Below are 16385 nucleotides of genomic sequence, written 5' to 3' on the forward strand. Positions count from 1 at the left end.
TTTGTCATGGCCACTGCCGAAACGACACCAACCCCTGACAACGCACAAGACACCCGCAATTCGCGCAAACGCAAAGTCATGCTGGTAGTGCTCGCAATCGTGGTGATCCTCGCCGGTATCGGCGTCTGGGGTTATCACGAATTCTACGGGCGCTGGAACGAAAGCACCGACGACGCCTATGTGAACGGCAACGTGGTGGAAATCACTCCGTTGGTCACTGGCACCGTGGTCAGCATCGGTGCCGACGATGGCGACCTGGTTCATGAAGGCCAGGTGCTGATCAACTTCGACCCGAACGACGCCGAAGTCGGTCTGCAAAGTGCCCAGGCCAATCTGGCCCGCACTGTGCGTCAGGTTCGCGGCTTGTACAGCAACGTCGACGGCATGAAAGCCCAAGTCAATGCGCAGCAGGCCGAAGTGCAAAAGGCTCAGGACAACTTCAATCGCCGGAAAAACCTCGCCGCTGGCGGGGCGATTTCCCAGGAAGAACTGTCCCACGCTCGCGATGACCTGACCTCGGCGCAAAACGCCCTGGCCAACGCCAAACAGCAACTGAAAACCACCAGCGCGCTGGTCGATGACACGGTGGTGTCGTCGCACCCGGACGTGATGTCCGCTGCCGCGCAATTGCGTCAGGCTTACTTGAACAACTCCCGCAGCACCTTGATCGCGCCGGTGACCGGTTACGTGGCCAAGCGCTCGGTACAACTGGGCCAACGCGTCCAGCCGGGCACCGCCTTGATGGCGGTGATTCCGCTGGATCAGCTGTGGATCGACGCCAACTTCAAGGAAACCCAGCTGCGTGACATGCGCATCGGGCAGCCTGTGGACATCGAAGCCGACCTGTACGGCAGTGACGTGAAGTTCAGCGGCACCATCGACAGCCTCGGTGCCGGTACCGGTAGCGCGTTTGCCTTGCTACCGGCGCAGAACGCCACAGGCAACTGGATCAAGATCGTCCAGCGGGTGCCGGTGCGGATTCACATCAACGCCGAAGAACTGGCCAAGCACCCGTTGCGGGTCGGCCTGTCGACTCAGGTCGATGTGAACCTGCGTGACCAGAGCGGCCCGGTGCTGGCGCAACAGTCGCCGCAAAAGGCCTCGTTCAGCACCAACGTCTACGACCGTCAGTTGGCCGAGGCCGACGCGATGATCACTCAGTTGATCCACGACAACAGCGCTGCGGTCAGCAAAACCGTTCAACGCTGATCAGTCATCACACCGACCCTGTGAGAGTGAGCCTTTGTGGCGAGGGAGCCTCTTTGGTGAGAGAGCTTTTGTGGCGAGGGGATTTATCGGAATGCCGCACCACCCCGTTCGGCTGCGAAGCAGTCGCAAACCGGTGAATGCGGTTTTTCTGAGATACCGCAGTCACAGGTTCAGGGCCGCTTCGCGACCCAACGGGGATAAATCCCCTCGCCACAAAAGCTCTCTCACCACAAAGGCTCACTCCCACAAGGTCAGCTGCGTCTGTAACAGGCGCAGCGCCAATCAGGTTTCAAAGGATTCGCAATGAGCAATAACGCGTCTTTCACGCCGCCCAGCCTGCTGCTCAGCACCATTGGCCTGTCGCTGGCGACCTTCATGCAAGTACTCGACACCACCATCGCCAACGTGGCGCTGCCGACGATTTCCGGCAACCTCGGCGTGAGTTCGGAGCAGGGCACTTGGGTGATTACCTCGTTCGCCGTGAGCAACGCCATCGCGCTGCCGCTGACCGGTTGGCTCAGCCGGCGCTTCGGCGAGGTGAAGCTGTTTCTCTGGGCGACGATTCTGTTCGTGCTGGCTTCGTTTCTGTGCGGTATCTCGACCTCGATGCCGGAGCTGATTGGCTTTCGGGTGCTTCAAGGTCTGGTGGCAGGTCCGTTGTACCCGATGACTCAAACGCTGCTGATTGCCGTCTATCCGCCGGCCAGGCGTGGCATGGCCCTGGCGTTGCTGGCGATGGTCACGGTGGTGGCGCCGATTGCAGGTCCCATCCTTGGCGGCTGGATTACCGACAGCTATAGCTGGCCGTGGATCTTTTTTATCAACGTGCCGATCGGTGTTTTCGCGGTGATGGTGGTGCGCTCGCAGCTTAAGGCACGGCCAGTGGAAACCAGTTACCAGCCGATGGATTACGTTGGTTTGATCACGCTGATCATTGGCGTCGGCGCCTTGCAGGTGATTCTCGACGAGGGTAACGACCTGGATTGGTTCGAGTCGAACTTCATCCTCATCGGCGCGGCTATTTCAGTGATCGCACTGGCGGTGTTCGTGATCTGGGAAATGACCGACAAACACCCGGTGGTCAACCTGCGGCTGTTCGCTTACCGCAACTTCCGCATCGGCACGATTGTGCTGGTGTTGGGTTACGCCGGGTTTTTCGGGATCAACCTGATCCTGCCGCAATGGCTACAAACCCAGATGGGTTACACGGCGACCTGGGCGGGACTGGCGGTGGCGCCGATCGGGATTCTGCCGGTGCTGATGTCGCCGTTTGTCGGCAAGTACGCGCACAAGTTCGACCTGCGGCTGCTGGCCGGCCTGGCGTTCCTGGCGATCGGCCTGAGCTGCTTCATGCGTGCCGGGTTTACCAACGAAGTGGACTTCCAGCACATCGCCCTGGTGCAGTTGTTCATGGGGATTGGCGTCGCGCTGTTTTTCATGCCGACCTTGAGCATTCTGATGTCGGACCTGCCACCGAGCCAGATCGCCGACGGCGCGGGCCTGGCGACGTTCCTGCGGACCTTGGGCGGTAGTTTTGCGGCCTCGCTGACGACCTGGATCTGGATTCGCCGGGCCGATCAGCACCACGCCTATATGAGTGAAAGCATCAGCACCTATGAGCCGGCTACCCGCGAGGCGTTGAACAGCCTGGGCGGGGCGAGCAACCCGGCGTATACGCAGCTGGATCATGTGCTGACCAGTCAGGCGTACATGCTCTCCACCGTGGATTACTTCACGTTGCTGGGGTGGGCGTTCATGGGCTTGATTGTGCTGGTGTGGCTGGCGAAACCGCCGTTTGCGGCGAAGGCGGGGCCTGCAGCGTCTGGCCACTAAGTCAAACGCAGCAGATAGGTGACTGGCTCAAAACTTGAAAAAAAAACACTGACCCCTGTGGGGGCGAGCCTGCTCGCGATAGCGGTAGATCAGTCAACATAGATGTTGAATATGAGTCCGCCATCGTCGGAACGCCGCCCGGAGCCGGCTCGCTCCCACAAGGGTTTTATGTTTGGCGGTTAGATAGTGGGTGCTGCCAGTTGCGGCGGCGGGGCGAAGTCGAACGGCGCCAGCGCAAACCCTTGCTCATCCACCTGCAACGCCCACCCCTGACGGTCCCAATCCCCCAACACAATCCGCTTGGCCGCCTGCTCGCCAATCTGCAATTTGTGAATGGCCGGGCGATGGGTATGCCCATGGATCAAGGTCTTCACGCCATAGGCCTGCATGATCCGCGGCACTTCTTCGGGCGTGACATCAACAATGTCATTGGCCTTCATCCGCGTCTGCGCACGGCTTTCACTGCGCAGCTTGCGCGCCAGTTTATGGCGAGTCCGCAACGGCAAGTGCCGCAGGATGAACAGGGTGACCGGATTACGCAGATAGCGACGCAGCTTCATATAAGCCTCGTCGCGGGTGCAGAGGCTGTCGCCGTGCATCAATAGCACCGGCTCGCCGTAAAACTGCACGACACTCGGGTCTTTCAGCAATGTGCAGCCGGCCTGTTTACAGAAGGCCTGGCCGAGCATGAAGTCGCGATTGCCGTGCATCAGAAAAATGGCCGTGCCGCTGTCGCTGAGTTCGCGCAGGGCCTGGCAAATGGAACGCTGGAACGGCGTCATGGCATCGTCGCCAATCCACGCCTCGAAAAAGTCGCCCAGGATGTACAACGCACTCGCCGAGCGGGCGCGTCCGGCGAGCAAATCCAGAAACGCCCGGCTGATGTCCGGGCGCTCCTCTTCCAGATGCAAGTCTGAAATCAGCAGTATCACTCAATGATCTCGGCTTTCTCGATGATCACGTCTTCTGCGGGTACGTCCTGGTGGCCGGACTTCATGGTGGTGGAAACACCTTTGATCTTGTCGACCACGTCGGTGCCTTCAACGACCTTGGCGAACACGGCGTAACCCCAGCCCTGAGTGGTCTTGGCGCTGTGGTTCAGGAAGCTGTTGTCAGCGACGTTGATGAAGAACTGGGCGGAAGCCGAATGCGGCTCCATGGTGCGGGCCATGGCAACGCTGTACTTCTCGTTCGGCAGGCCGTTGTCGGCTTCGTTCTGGATGCTTGGGCGCTTGTCTTTCTTTTCTTTCATGCCTGGCTCGAAACCGCCGCCCTGGATCATGAAGTTACCGATGACGCGGTGGAAAACGGTGTTTTCGTAGTGACCGGCTTTGACGTACTCGATGAAGTTGGCCACGGTGATCGGGGCTTTCTCAGCGTTCAGTTCCAGGACGATGTCGCCATGGTTGGTGGTCAGTTTGACTTGGGTCATGATCGGTACTCATTCAAATAATTCGTGGGTTTCGGGGCGTTGAAGCCCTCAACCGGTCCGGCCAATTTTGGCCAAGATGCGCAGTTTAGCGTGCCGGGCGCGAATTTCGAGGCTGTTTTTCATTTGCATCCGATTAAATGCAGCCGTTTTTTGCCCTGCGCTGTCAGCGACTTGACGGCATCGGCTATGATAAGCCCCTTTGTTTTAACCGCCGCTTTGATTTGGCCAACTGGCCGCGCACTTGTACGTTCAAGGATCCTATGAGCAAGCCCACTGTCGACCCTACCTCGAATTCCAAGACCGGCCCTGCCGTGCCGGTCAATTTCCTGCGCCCGATCATCCAGGCGGACCTGGACTCGGGTAAGCACACGCAGATCGTCACCCGTTTCCCGCCTGAGCCCAACGGCTACCTGCACATCGGTCACGCCAAGTCGATTTGCGTGAACTTCGGCCTGGCCCAGGAATTTGGCGGCGTCACGCACCTGCGTTTCGACGACACCAACCCGGCCAAGGAAGACCAGGAATACATCGACGCGATCGAAAGCGACGTCAAGTGGCTGGGCTTCGAATGGTCCGGTGAAGTGCGCTACGCCTCGCAGTATTTCGACCAGTTGCACGATTGGGCCGTTGAACTGATCAAGGCCGGCAAGGCCTACGTCGATGACCTGAGCCCTGAACAGGCCAAGGAATATCGCGGCACGCTGACCGAGCCGGGCAAGAACAGCCCGTTCCGCGATCGCTCCGTGGAAGAGAACCTGGACTGGTTCGCCCGCATGAAGGCCGGTGAATTCAAGGACGGCGCACGCGTACTGCGGGCCAAGATCGACATGGCCTCGCCGAACATGAACCTGCGCGACCCGATCATGTATCGCATCCGTCACGCGCATCACCACCAGACTGGCGACAAGTGGTGCATCTACCCGAACTACGACTTCACCCACGGTCAGTCGGACGCCATCGAAGGCATCACTCACTCGATCTGCACCCTGGAGTTCGAAAGCCATCGTCCGCTGTACGAGTGGTTCCTCGAGAACCTGCCCGTGCCGGCGCAACCGCGTCAGTACGAATTCAGCCGTCTGAACCTGAACTACACCATCACCAGCAAGCGCAAGCTCAAGCAACTGGTCGATGAAAAGCACGTTCATGGCTGGGACGATCCGCGCATGTCCACGCTGTCCGGCTTCCGCCGCCGTGGTTACACGCCGAAATCGATCCGCAACTTCTGCGAAATGATCGGCACCAACCGTTCCGACGGCGTGGTCGACTTCGGCATGCTCGAATTCAGCATCCGTGACGACCTCGACCACAGCGCCCCGCGTGCCATGTGCGTGCTGCGTCCGCTGAAAGTCGTGATCACCAACTACCCGGAAGGCCAGGTCGAGAACCTCGAACTGGCGTGCCATCCGAAAGAAGACATGGGCGTGCGCGTCCTGCCGTTCGCCCGTGAGATCTACATCGACCGTGAAGACTTCATGGAAGAGCCGCCAAAAGGCTACAAGCGCCTGGAACCGGCCGGCGAAGTGCGTCTGCGCGGCAGCTACGTGATCCGCGCCGACGAAGCGATCAAGGACGCCGATGGCAACATCGTCGAACTGCGTTGCTCCTACGACCCGGAAACATTGGGCAAAAACCCTGAAGGCCGCAAGGTCAAAGGCGTGGTTCACTGGGTGCCGGCTGCGGCCAGCGTCGAATGCGAAGTGCGTCTGTACGATCGCCTGTTCCGTTCGGCCAACCCTGAGAAGGCCGAAGACAGCGCCAGTTTCCTGGACAACATCAACCCTGACTCGCTGCAAGTCCTCACCGGTTGTCGTGCTGAGCCTTCGCTGGGCAATGCACAGCCGGAAGACCGTTTCCAGTTCGAACGCGAAGGTTACTTCGTCGCGGATATCAAGGACTCGAAACCGGGCGCTCCGGTATTCAACCGTACCGTGACCTTACGTGATTCGTGGGGCCAGTGATTCAAGGAACCTCTAACGTGCTTTCGATCTACAACACGCTCACCAAGAGCAAAGAAGTCTTCAAACCCTTGGATGGCAACAAGGTGCGCATGTACGTCTGCGGGATGACCGTGTACGACTATTGCCACCTGGGCCACGGCCGCAGCATGGTCGCGTTCGACCTGGTGACCCGCTGGTTGCGGTTCAGCGGCTACGACCTGACTTATGTGCGCAATATCACCGACATTGACGACAAGATCATCAATCGGGCCAACGAGAACGGCGAGTCGTTCGAAGCGTTGACCGAGCGCATGATCGCGGCGATGCACGAAGACGAAGCGCGCCTGAACATCCAGAAGCCGGACATGGAACCACGCGCCACCGGGCATATCCCCGGCATGCACGCGATGATCCAGACCCTGATCGACAAGGGTTACGCCTACGCCCCGGGCAATGGCGACGTGTATTACCGCGTCGCCAAGTTCATGGGCTACGGCAAGCTGTCGCGCAAGAAAATCGAAGACCTGCGCATCGGCGCGCGGATCGAAGTCGACGAGTCCAAGCAAGACCCGCTGGACTTCGTGCTGTGGAAGGGCGCCAAGCCGGGCGAACCGAGCTGGCCATCGCCTTGGGGCGACGGTCGTCCGGGCTGGCACATCGAGTGCTCGGTGATGTCCACCTGCTGCCTCGGTGAGACGTTCGATATTCATGGCGGCGGCAGCGACCTCGAGTTCCCGCACCACGAAAACGAAATCGCCCAGAGCGAAGCGGCCACCGGCAAGACCTACGCCAACGCGTGGATGCATTGCGGCATGATTCGCATCAATGGCGAGAAGATGTCCAAGTCCTTGAACAACTTCTTCACCATTCGCGACGTGCTGGAAAAGTACCACCCGGAAGTCGTGCGTTACCTGCTGGTGTCGAGCCACTACCGCAGCGCGATCAACTACTCGGAAGACAACCTCAAGGACGCCAAGGGCGCACTCGAGCGTTTCTACCATGCGTTGAAAGGTCTGCCGAACGTCGCGCCTGCTGGTGGCGAAGCCTTCGTCGAGCGTTTCACCCAGGTGATGAACGACGACTTCGGCACGCCGGAAGCCTGTGCCGTACTGTTTGAGATGGTTCGCGAGATCAACCGTCTGCGTGAGAGCGATCTCAATGCTGCGGCCGGTCTGGCGGCTCGTTTGAAGGAGTTGGCGAGTGTGCTGGGCGTGTTGCAGCTTGAGGCGGATGACTTCTTGCAGGCCGGCGCTGAAGGGCGGGTGGATGCGGCTGAAGTTGATGCGCTGATTGCTGCGCGTCTGGCGGCACGTGCTGGTAAAGACTGGGCCGAATCCGACCGTATCCGCGACCAGCTCACCGCGATGGGCGTGGTGCTGGAAGACGGCAAGGGCGGCACGACCTGGCGTCTGGCTGACTGATTGCTGCGTTTGCTACAAACAAAACCCGCCTTGTGCGGGTTTTGTTTGCTCCACTGATCGTTCCCACGCTCTGCGTGGGAATGCCTCAATGGACGCTCCGCGTCCGCTTCGGCATGGGACGCAGAGCGTCCCGGGCTGCATTCCCACGCAGAGCGTGGGAACGATCAGTCGCCTGTCTGACGTAGCCGCTTGTATAGGGTATTGCGGCTAACCCCCAGCCGTCGGGCCAAGTGCGAAATATTCCCCCCAGCCGCCTGCAGCTGCCGATTCAATTCCTCTGCATCATTCAAATCCACCGCCAACGGCTCCGGCGAATCCACCGGTTCCATCTCCAGATCGACAAAAAAATCATCCGGCAAATGCTCCGGCCGCACCGGTTGTTCCTCGGCCATGGCCAGCGCTACCTGGATCACGCTGCTGACCTGTCTTAAATTCCCCGGCCACGGATGACGGCTGAACAACTCCATCACCTCTCGGCTCAGCCCGGCCCACTGCGATGGTTCGCGGTGCTGTTCCCACAGACGTTTGAACAAGGCCTCTTTATCACTGCGTTCTCTTAATGGCGGCAGTTCCAGGGTCAAACCACCAATCCGGTAATACAAATCCTCACGAAACCGCCCCAACTGCACCTGTTCGCGCAGCGAGCGGTTGGTCGCCGAAATAATCCGTATATCCACCTGGAACAGCTCGCTGCTGCCCACCGGTTGCACGCAACGCTCCTGCAACACTCGCAGCAGTCGAGCCTGAGTCGGCAACGGCATATCGCCGATTTCATCGAGGAACAGGGTGCCTTTGTCGGCCTTGCGGATCAGCCCGATGCTGCCTTTCTGGTTGGCGCCGGTAAACGCGCCTTTCTCGTAACCAAACAGTTCGGACTCCACCAGTTCGGCGGGGATGGCTGCACAGTTGACGGCAATGAACGGTTGTTTGTTGCGCGAACTGGCCTGATGCAGGGCTTTGACGAAGACTTCCTTGCCGACCCCGGTTTCGCCGTGGATCAACAGCGGAATGTCTTTTTCCAGCAACCGCTCGGCCTGGCGCACGGCTTTTTCCACGCGGCTGTCACCGAAATGCAGTGTATTGAGGCTGATCGCTTGCGGTGTCGCCACCGTGGGCTCGGCGCTCTTGGGTTCTGTGCTCTTTGTTTCAGAAAATTGCCGCGCCTGAATCACTGCCTGTTTCGGCCGCTTCAACAGGCACTGAAAGCGGTTGCGCCCCGAGGTTTGCAAGGCAAACGGGAGGCCGTCCGGCTGGTTCAACAACTCCAGCAGCGAGACCTTGAACAGGCTTTCGACACTGACCCGCGACAGACTGATGCCCAGCAGATTGTCAGCCCTGCGGTTGGCCGACAGCACCTGGCCGGTTTCATCAAAGATCAGCAGCCCGGCCCATTGGCTGTCGAGGTTATTCAGCCCGGTGTTGAAGGTCAGCTGGAAATGTTGGCCATGGAACAGGTTGAGGATCAGCCGGTTTTCCACGGTCTGACTCATCATCTTGACCATGCCGAGGGTGTGGGACGGCGGCAGGTAGCTGTCGCTGGACACATCCAGCACCGCGATGACCTTGCGTTCGGCATCGAAAATCGGTGCGGCGGAACCGGTCATGAAACGGTTGGCCTTGAGGAAGTGTTCATCGTGCTCGATGTGCACCGCCTGCTCGCAGGCCAGCGCGGTGCCGATCGCATTGGTGCCGCTGCAACGCTCCATCCAACTGGCGCCGACGCTGAAACCGCGGGTCAGGCTCGGCTCGATGAAACGCTGGGTGCCCCAGGACGTCAGTACCTGGCCCTGATTGTCGGCGAGCATGATCAGGCAGTTGGAGTTGCTGAGGATGTTCTCGTAATACGGCAGGACTTCCTGGTGAGTGGTTTGCACCAGTGAGTGCTGGCTCTCCAGCAGTTGCGCAATGCCCTCGGCCGGCAGCTGATCGAACGCCGGGGCGCTCTGATGATTGAGGCCGAACGCGCGGCATCGGGACCAGGAGTCCTGAATGATGGCGTCGTGGGAGAGCGGCAGGGCGGGTGCGGCCATGGCAGTCGATCTCTGAGCAAGCTTTTATTGTTGTTATAGGTAGTTCCCTGTGGGAGCGAGCCTGCTCGCGATAGCGATTGGTCAGTCGACTTCAATGCTGACTGATCCACCGCTATCGCGAGCAGGCTCGCTCCCACAGGTTCTGCGACTTTGCGCATCTGCAGGCAAGACAAAACATCCACAGAGTGTTGTTCACTATTGTTCATTGTCAACCACCGGATTGTTCAATTGTTCAGTCGCGGTTGTTCATTTCTGTTCAGCAACGAACGCGGTTTTTCTTCCATTTGCAGGATTCTCAAGCCGGATCAACGGCTTGCAATTTCTGGCACGAATGTCGCTCTGTAGCTCCGGTCGCTTGACTCCAATAATAAAAAGGCCGAGCCATGTCATTAACCCTGGAGCACGTCAGCCGCACCGTCGAGGGCCAGACCTGGATCGACGATGCGTGCCTTAATTTCGAAGCCGGATCCTTCAACGTTTTGCTCGGGCGCACGCTGTCCGGCAAAACCAGTCTCATGCGCCTGATGGCCGGTCTGGACAAGCCCGACAGCGGCCGCATCCTGATGAACGGCGTCGACGTCACCCAGCGCCCGGTGCGTTTGCGCAATGTGTCGATGGTCTATCAGCAATTCATTAACTACCCGACCATGACGGTGTTCGAGAACATCGCCTCGCCCTTGCGCCAGGGCGGCGTTTCCAATGAGCTGATCCAGAGCAAAGTGCTGGAAACCGCGAAGATGTTGCGCATCGAGAAATTTCTCCAGCGCCATCCGCTTGAACTCTCCGGCGGTCAGCAACAGCGCACGGCGATGGCCCGGGCGCTGGTCAAGGACGCCGAGCTGATTCTGTTCGATGAGCCGCTGGTGAACCTCGACTACAAACTGCGCGAAGAACTGCGTCAGGAAATGCGCGAACTGTTCAAGGCTCGCCACACCATCGCCATCTACGCCACCACCGAACCCAATGAAGCTCTGGCGCTGGGCGGTACCACCACGATTCTTCACGAAGGCCGGGTGATTCAGAGCGGCAAGTCTTCCGAGGTTTATCACCAGCCGCAAACCGTGCTGGCCGCGGAGCTGTTCTCCGAGCCGCCGATCAACCTGATGCCGGGGCGTATCGCCGGCAACGAAGTCAGCTTCGCCAATTTCGTGCACTTCCCGCTCAACGTCGATCTGCGGCCGGTGGGTGAGGGTGAGTTCCGCTTTGGCGTTCGGCCCAGCCATATTTCGTTGGTGCCGAGCAACGATGATGACCTGGAACTGGCGGTGACCGTCGAGGTGGCTGAGATCAGCGGGTCGGAAACCTTCCTGCACGTGCGCAACGAGCATTTCCTGTTGGTGCTGCACTTGCCCGGCGTTCACGAATACGACGTCGATGCACCGATTCGTATCTACATCCCGACCCATAAACTGTTTGTCTTCGATACACAGGGGCGGCTGGTCCAGGCGCCCGGTCGCCGTATCGCGAGGGTTGCCTGATGGCCGAAATCCGTTTGCAGCACCTCGCCCACAGTTACACCCGCACGCCGACTGGCCCCGAGGATTACGCGATTCGCGAGATGGACCACGTCTGGGAGCAGGGCGGTGCCTATGCCTTGCTCGGGCCTTCGGGCTGCGGCAAGTCGACCTTGCTCAACATCATTTCCGGATTGCTCAGCCCGTCCCAGGGTCAGGTGCTGTTCGACAGCAAAGTGGTCAACGAGCTGACCCCGGAGAAGCGCAACATCGCCCAGGTTTTCCAGTTTCCGGTGGTCTACGACACCATGACGGTGTTCGATAACCTGGCCTTCCCGCTGCGTAATCAGGGCATGGCCGAGGCGAAAATTCACAGCAAGGTGCAGGAAATCGCCGAAGTCCTTGACCTCCAGGTGCTGCTGAGCAAGAAGGCGCGCAACCTCACCGCCGATGAAAAACAAAAAGTCTCCATGGGCCGTGGACTGGTGCGCGATGACGTGTCGGCGATCCTCTTCGATGAACCGCTGACTGTGATCGACCCGCACCTGAAGTGGAAATTGCGACGCAAGCTCAAGCAGATCCACGAGCAATTCAACATCACCATGGTCTACGTCACCCACGATCAGCTCGAGGCCTCGACCTTCGCCGACAAGATCGCGGTGATGTATGGCGGGCAGATTGTGCAATTCGGTACGCCGCGAGAACTGTTCGAGCGGCCGAGCCACACCTTTGTCGGCTATTTCATCGGCAGTCCGGGAATGAACCTGATCGAGGTTCAGCCGCAGCCAGGCGGTGTCGGTTTTGCCTCGACTCATTTGCCGCTTTCCGATGCTCAACAGAAACGCGTTGCCGAGTCCGAGTGGAAAACCCTGAAGGTCGGCATCCGTCCAGAGTTCGTGCACGTGTGGGATGAGCCGTTTGATGAGGCGATGCAGGCACAGGTCGTACACGTCGAAGACCTTGGCACCTACAAGATCATGACCCTGAACCTCGACGGCGCGCCTTTGAAAGTGCGCCTGGCCGAAGACAAGCCAGTGCCTGAGGGAACCGCCTACATCAGCTTCCCGGCTCAATGGTTGATGGTGTATGCCGACGAATATCTCTTGGAGACGTAGCCATGAACAAGGTGCAGAACAACAAGGCCTGGTGGCTGGTGTTGCCGGTGTTTTTGCTGGTGGCGTTCAGTGCGGTGGTCCCGATGATGACGGTGGTCAACTACTCGGTGCAGGACATTTTCGACCAGTCCAGCCGCTACTTCGTCGGCGCCGACTGGTACAAGCAAGTGCTGCTCGATCCGCGCCTGCATGACTCATTGCTGCGTCAGTTCATTTACTCCGGCTGTGTGCTGCTGATCGAAATCCCGCTGGGCATCGCCATCGCCCTGACCATGCCGATCAAGGGCCGCTGGTCATCGCTGGTGCTGATCATCCTGGCGATACCGTTGCTGATTCCGTGGAACGTGGTGGGGACGATCTGGCAGATCTTCGGTCGGGCGGACATCGGTTTGCTGGGGTCGAGCCTCAATGCCATGGGCATCAGTTACAACTATGCGGCCAACACCATGGACGCCTGGGTCACGGTGCTGGTGATGGACGTCTGGCACTGGACGTCGTTGGTGGCGCTGTTGTGTTTCTCGGGTCTGCGGGCGATTCCGGACGTGTATTACCAGGCGGCACGGATTGATCGGGCCTCGGCCTGGGCGGTGTTCCGACACATCCAGTTGCCCAAGCTCAAGAGCGTATTGCTGATCGCGGTGATGCTGCGGTTCATGGACAGTTTCATGATCTACACCGAGCCGTTCGTGCTGACCGGTGGTGGTCCGGGCAATGCCACGACCTTCTTGAGTCAGACCTTGACCCAAATGGCCGTAGGGCAATTCGACCTCGGCCCGGCGGCGGCTTTCTCGCTGGTGTACTTCCTGATCATCCTGTTGGTGTCGTGGCTGTTCTACACCGCCATGACTCACTCTGACGCCAATCGGTGAGGCCCGCCATGAGCAAGAGAAAGCTGATTCCACTGCTGATCTACATCCTGTTCCTGCTGGTGCCGATCTACTGGCTGCTGAACATGTCCTTCAAGAGCAACAACGAAATCCTCGGCGGTCTGACGCTGTTTCCCCAGGATTTCACCTTCGCCAACTACAAGGTGATCTTCACCGACCCGAGCTGGTACACCGGTTACCTCAACTCGCTGTACTACGTGAGCCTGAACACGGTGATTTCGCTGAGCGTGGCATTGCCGGCCGCGTATGCGTTCTCGCGCTATCGGTTCCTCGGTGACAAGCACTTGTTTTTCTGGCTCCTGACCAATCGCATGGCGCCGCCGGCGGTGTTTTTGCTGCCGTTCTTCCAGCTGTACTCTTCGATCGGTTTGTTCGACACCCACATCGCGGTGGCACTGGCTCACTGCCTGTTTAACGTGCCATTGGCGGTGTGGATTCTTGAGGGCTTCATGTCCGGCGTGCCGAAGGAGATCGACGAAACCGCCTACATCGACGGCTACAGTTTTCCCAAGTTCTTCGTGAAGATTTTCGTTCCGCTGATTGGTTCCGGGATCGGTGTGACGGCGTTTTTCTGCTTCATGTTTTCCTGGGTCGAACTGCTGCTGGCGCGGACGCTGACGTCGGTCAACGCCAAACCGATTGCGGCGGTGATGACACGCACAGTCTCCGCGTCCGGCATCGACTGGGGCGTGCTGGCGGCAGCGGGGGTGTTGACTATCCTGCCAGGCATGCTGGTGATCTGGTTTGTTCGCAACCACGTGGCCAAGGGCTTTGCCCTGGGCCGGGTCTGAGGAGCTGATGATGGAATGGATGAGTTGGACCGGCCCTACGGCGGCATTCTTCAGCGTTATTGCCTTGATCCTGGTGGGCATGACGACCTGGGAACTGCGTTCGCCGAGCATTCTTCGCCGTGGTTTGTTGCCGATTGCCACCACCCGTGGCGATCGGTTGTTTATCGGTCTTCTCGGCAGCGCCTACCTGCATTTGCTGGTAATCGGCGTCACCGACTGGAGCATCTGGGTTGCGTTCGCGTTGTCCCTGGTGTGGCTGTTGGCTGTGATGCGTTGGGGCTAGTCGAATCGCTCGGCAAAGTTGCTCCGAAACCCTAAAAGGAGGTCTCTATGTTCGACAAAAACAATAAGCTGCGACATAGCGTTTCATTGGCAGCCATGCTGGCACTCAGCGGGCTGAGTGCTGCAGCCTGGGCCGATGCCTACGAAGACGCTGCGAAAAAGTGGATTGGCAGTGAGTTCAAACCGTCCACCCTGACGGCAGAGCAACAGCTCGCCGAACTGAAGTGGTTTATCAAGGCGGCGGAGCCGTTTCGCGGGATGGACATCAAAGTCGTCTCCGAAACCCTGACCACTCACGAATACGAGTCCAAGGTGCTGGCCAAGGCCTTTACCGAGATCACCGGGATCAAGGTGACCCACGACCTGCTGCAAGAAGGCGACGTGGTGGAAAAGCTGCAGACCGTGATGCAGTCGGACAAGAGCATCTATGACGGCTGGGTCAACGACTCGGACCTGATCGGTACGCACTTTCGCTACGGCAAGACCGAATCGATCACCGACCTGATGGCCAACGAAGGCAAGGCGTATACCTCGCCAACCCTGGACATCAAGGACTTCATCGGCATTTCCTTCACGACAGCGCCCGACGGCAAGATCTACCAATTGCCTGATCAGCAGTTCGCCAACCTCTACTGGTTCCGCGCCGACTGGTTCGAGCGGCCGGAGCTGAAAGCCAAGTTCAAGGAAAAATACGGCTACGAATTGGGCGTGCCAGTGAACTGGTCGGCCTATGAAGACATCGCCAAATTCTTCAGCGAAGACGTCAAGGAAATCGACGGCAAGCGCATCTACGGGCACATGGACTATGGCAAGAAAGATCCGTCCCTGGGCTGGCGCTTCACCGATGCCTGGTTCTCAATGGCCGGTGGCGGCGACAAGGGTTTGCCCAACGGTTTGCCGGTGGACGAGTGGGGCATTCGTGTCGAAGACTGCCATCCGGTGGGTTCCAGCGTGACCCGTGGCGGCGATACCAACGGCCCGGCCGCGGTGTTTGCCACCACCAAATACGTCGACTGGCTGAAGAAGTACGCGCCACCGGAAGCGGCAGGCATGACCTTCTCCGAATCCGGTCCGGTACCGTCCCAGGGCAACATCGCCCAGCAGATCTTCTGGTACACCGCGTTCACCGCCGACATGACCAAGCCGGGTTTGCCAGTGGTGAATGCCGATGGCACGCCGAAATGGCGCATGGCGCCATCGCCGCGCGGGCCATACTGGGAGCAGGGCATGAAACTGGGGTATCAAGACGTGGGTTCCTGGACGTTCATGAAGTCCACGCCTGAGAAGCAAAAACTCGCGGCCTGGCTGTATGCGCAGTTCGTGACTTCGAAAACCGTATCCCTGAAGAAAACCATCGTCGGCCTGACGCCGATCCGCGAGTCGGACATCAACTCGCAAGCCATGACCGACCTGGCACCGAAACTCGGTGGTCTGGTCGAGTTCTATCGCAGCCCGGCCCGCGTGCAATGGACCCCGACCGGGACCAACGTGCCGGACTATCCGCGTCTGGCACAACTGTGGTGGAGCCACATCGCCGAAGCCGCCAGTGGCGATAAAACCCCGCAACAGGCGCTCGATGGTCTGGCCAAGGATCAAGACGCGATCATGACCCGTCTGGAACGCTCGAAGGCGCAAGCCACCTGCGCCCCGAAAATGAACCCCGAGCGCGACGCGCAGTACTGGTTGGATCAACCGGGTGCACCGAAGCCAAAACTGGCGAACGAGAAGCCTAAAGGTGAAACCGTGAGCTACAACGAACTGCTGAAATCGTGGGAGTCGGCGCGTAAGTAAACCGCTGGACTTTGAAATGCGAACGGCACCGTAAGGTGCCGTTTTCTTTGGTGCCTGATCCATTGCAATCGCGAGCAGGCTCACTCCCACAGGTTTTATCTCTGACTCAGCGCTGCGTCTACATAACGGATATGTAATTTGCGCGCCACCGTTACGAAAGGTTCGGATTGTTACCTTGATCCCGTCAGCTACTTAAACGAGGA

13 protein-coding genes are annotated in these 16385 nt (G+C 59.1%); 10 read left to right on the top strand and 3 right to left on the bottom strand.

Going from position 1 to position 16385, the window contains the following annotated elements; translation table 11 throughout:
* Window positions 1-6: 6 nt before the first annotated feature.
* Together IB252_RS24460 and IB252_RS24465 are read left to right on the top strand one after the other, a co-directional pair.
* Window positions 7-1209 carry an efflux RND transporter periplasmic adaptor subunit gene (locus IB252_RS24460; protein ID WP_192410531.1) on the top strand — a complete coding sequence of 401 codons (1203 nt, stop codon included), beginning with the start codon at window positions 7-9 and terminating at the stop codon, window positions 1207-1209.
* Window positions 1210-1512: 303 nt separating this feature from the next.
* Window positions 1513-3042, top strand: coding sequence for a DHA2 family efflux MFS transporter permease subunit (locus tag IB252_RS24465; RefSeq protein WP_192410532.1), 1530 nt, complete (start codon window positions 1513-1515; stop codon window positions 3040-3042).
* A 179-nt stretch (window positions 3043-3221) separates the two neighbouring features.
* Here IB252_RS24465 and lpxH read toward each other — a convergent pair whose 3' ends face one another.
* Complete coding sequence (gene lpxH, locus IB252_RS24470; protein WP_192410533.1) at window positions 3222-3974, bottom strand: UDP-2,3-diacylglucosamine diphosphatase; 753 nt, start codon at window positions 3972-3974, stop codon at window positions 3222-3224.
* Window positions 3971-4474, bottom strand: coding sequence for a peptidylprolyl isomerase (locus IB252_RS24475; protein ID WP_111448978.1), 504 nt, complete (start codon window positions 4472-4474; stop codon window positions 3971-3973). The genes lpxH and IB252_RS24475 overlap by 4 nt, the downstream gene beginning before the upstream one ends.
* A gap of 260 nt (window positions 4475-4734) precedes the next feature.
* On the opposite strand from IB252_RS24475, the gene IB252_RS24480 reads away from it, so the two are divergent.
* Together IB252_RS24480 and cysS are read left to right on the top strand one after the other, a co-directional pair.
* Window positions 4735-6432, top strand: a complete 1698-nt coding sequence (locus IB252_RS24480; RefSeq protein WP_134099155.1) for a glutamine--tRNA ligase/YqeY domain fusion protein — start codon at window positions 4735-4737, stop codon at window positions 6430-6432.
* A 17-nt stretch (window positions 6433-6449) separates the two neighbouring features.
* On the top strand, window positions 6450-7832 hold the full coding sequence (gene cysS, locus IB252_RS24485; RefSeq protein ID WP_192410534.1) for a cysteine--tRNA ligase: 1383 nt from the start codon (window positions 6450-6452) through the stop codon (window positions 7830-7832).
* 164 nt (window positions 7833-7996) lie between these two features.
* Here the strand turns inward: cysS and IB252_RS24490 are convergent, their stop codons facing one another.
* A complete protein-coding gene (locus IB252_RS24490) occupies window positions 7997-9862 on the bottom strand; it encodes a sigma-54-dependent Fis family transcriptional regulator (RefSeq protein ID WP_192410535.1) in 1866 nt (621 codons plus the stop codon).
* 383 nt (window positions 9863-10245) lie between these two features.
* On the opposite strand from IB252_RS24490, the gene IB252_RS24495 reads away from it, so the two are divergent.
* The 6 genes from IB252_RS24495 to IB252_RS24520 are packed head-to-tail and all read left to right on the top strand — an operon-like array spanning window position 10246 to window position 16182.
* On the top strand, window positions 10246-11340 hold the full coding sequence (locus tag IB252_RS24495) for an ABC transporter ATP-binding protein (RefSeq protein ID WP_192410536.1): 1095 nt from the start codon (window positions 10246-10248) through the stop codon (window positions 11338-11340).
* Window positions 11340-12431 carry an ABC transporter ATP-binding protein gene (locus tag IB252_RS24500; protein ID WP_192410537.1) on the top strand — a complete coding sequence of 364 codons (1092 nt, stop codon included), beginning with the start codon at window positions 11340-11342 and terminating at the stop codon, window positions 12429-12431. The genes IB252_RS24495 and IB252_RS24500 overlap by 1 nt, the downstream gene beginning before the upstream one ends.
* Window positions 12432-12433: 2 nt before the next feature.
* Entirely contained in the window at window positions 12434-13300 is an 867-nt protein-coding gene (locus tag IB252_RS24505) for a carbohydrate ABC transporter permease (protein ID WP_111448973.1), read from the top strand.
* Window positions 13301-13308: 8 nt separating this feature from the next.
* Window positions 13309-14109, top strand: a complete 801-nt coding sequence (locus tag IB252_RS24510; protein ID WP_111448972.1) for a carbohydrate ABC transporter permease — start codon at window positions 13309-13311, stop codon at window positions 14107-14109.
* Between the two features lie 10 nt (window positions 14110-14119).
* A complete protein-coding gene (locus tag IB252_RS24515) occupies window positions 14120-14392 on the top strand; it encodes a DUF2160 domain-containing protein (RefSeq protein ID WP_008146061.1) in 273 nt (90 codons plus the stop codon).
* A 47-nt stretch (window positions 14393-14439) separates the two neighbouring features.
* Complete coding sequence (locus IB252_RS24520; protein ID WP_192410538.1) at window positions 14440-16182, top strand: extracellular solute-binding protein; 1743 nt, start codon at window positions 14440-14442, stop codon at window positions 16180-16182.
* Window positions 16183-16385: the final 203 nt, after the last annotated feature.

The organism is Pseudomonas sp. PDM10 (assembly GCF_014852295.1).
Lineage (GTDB): Bacteria > Pseudomonadota > Gammaproteobacteria > Pseudomonadales > Pseudomonadaceae > Aquipseudomonas.

Excerpts from the sequence above, each read along its gene's own strand:
- IB252_RS24460 (WP_192410531.1), top strand. The coding sequence starts at position 7 with ATGGCCACTGCCGAAACGACACCAACCCCTGACAACGCACAAGACACC.
- IB252_RS24465 (WP_192410532.1), top strand. The coding sequence starts at position 1,513 with ATGAGCAATAACGCGTCTTTCACGCCGCCCAGCCTGCTGCTCAGCACC.
- IB252_RS24475 (WP_111448978.1), bottom strand. The coding sequence starts at position 4,474 with ATGACCCAAGTCAAACTGACCACCAACCATGGCGACATCGTCCTGGAA.
- IB252_RS24480 (WP_134099155.1), top strand. The coding sequence starts at position 4,735 with ATGAGCAAGCCCACTGTCGACCCTACCTCGAATTCCAAGACCGGCCCT.
- IB252_RS24490 (WP_192410535.1), bottom strand. The coding sequence starts at position 9,862 with ATGGCCGCACCCGCCCTGCCGCTCTCCCACGACGCCATCATTCAGGAC.
- IB252_RS24495 (WP_192410536.1), top strand. The coding sequence starts at position 10,246 with ATGTCATTAACCCTGGAGCACGTCAGCCGCACCGTCGAGGGCCAGACC.
- IB252_RS24500 (WP_192410537.1), top strand. The coding sequence starts at position 11,340 with ATGGCCGAAATCCGTTTGCAGCACCTCGCCCACAGTTACACCCGCACG.
- IB252_RS24505 (WP_111448973.1), top strand. The coding sequence starts at position 12,434 with ATGAACAAGGTGCAGAACAACAAGGCCTGGTGGCTGGTGTTGCCGGTG.
- IB252_RS24510 (WP_111448972.1), top strand. The coding sequence starts at position 13,309 with ATGAGCAAGAGAAAGCTGATTCCACTGCTGATCTACATCCTGTTCCTG.
- IB252_RS24515 (WP_008146061.1), top strand. The coding sequence starts at position 14,120 with ATGGAATGGATGAGTTGGACCGGCCCTACGGCGGCATTCTTCAGCGTT.
- IB252_RS24520 (WP_192410538.1), top strand. The coding sequence starts at position 14,440 with ATGTTCGACAAAAACAATAAGCTGCGACATAGCGTTTCATTGGCAGCC.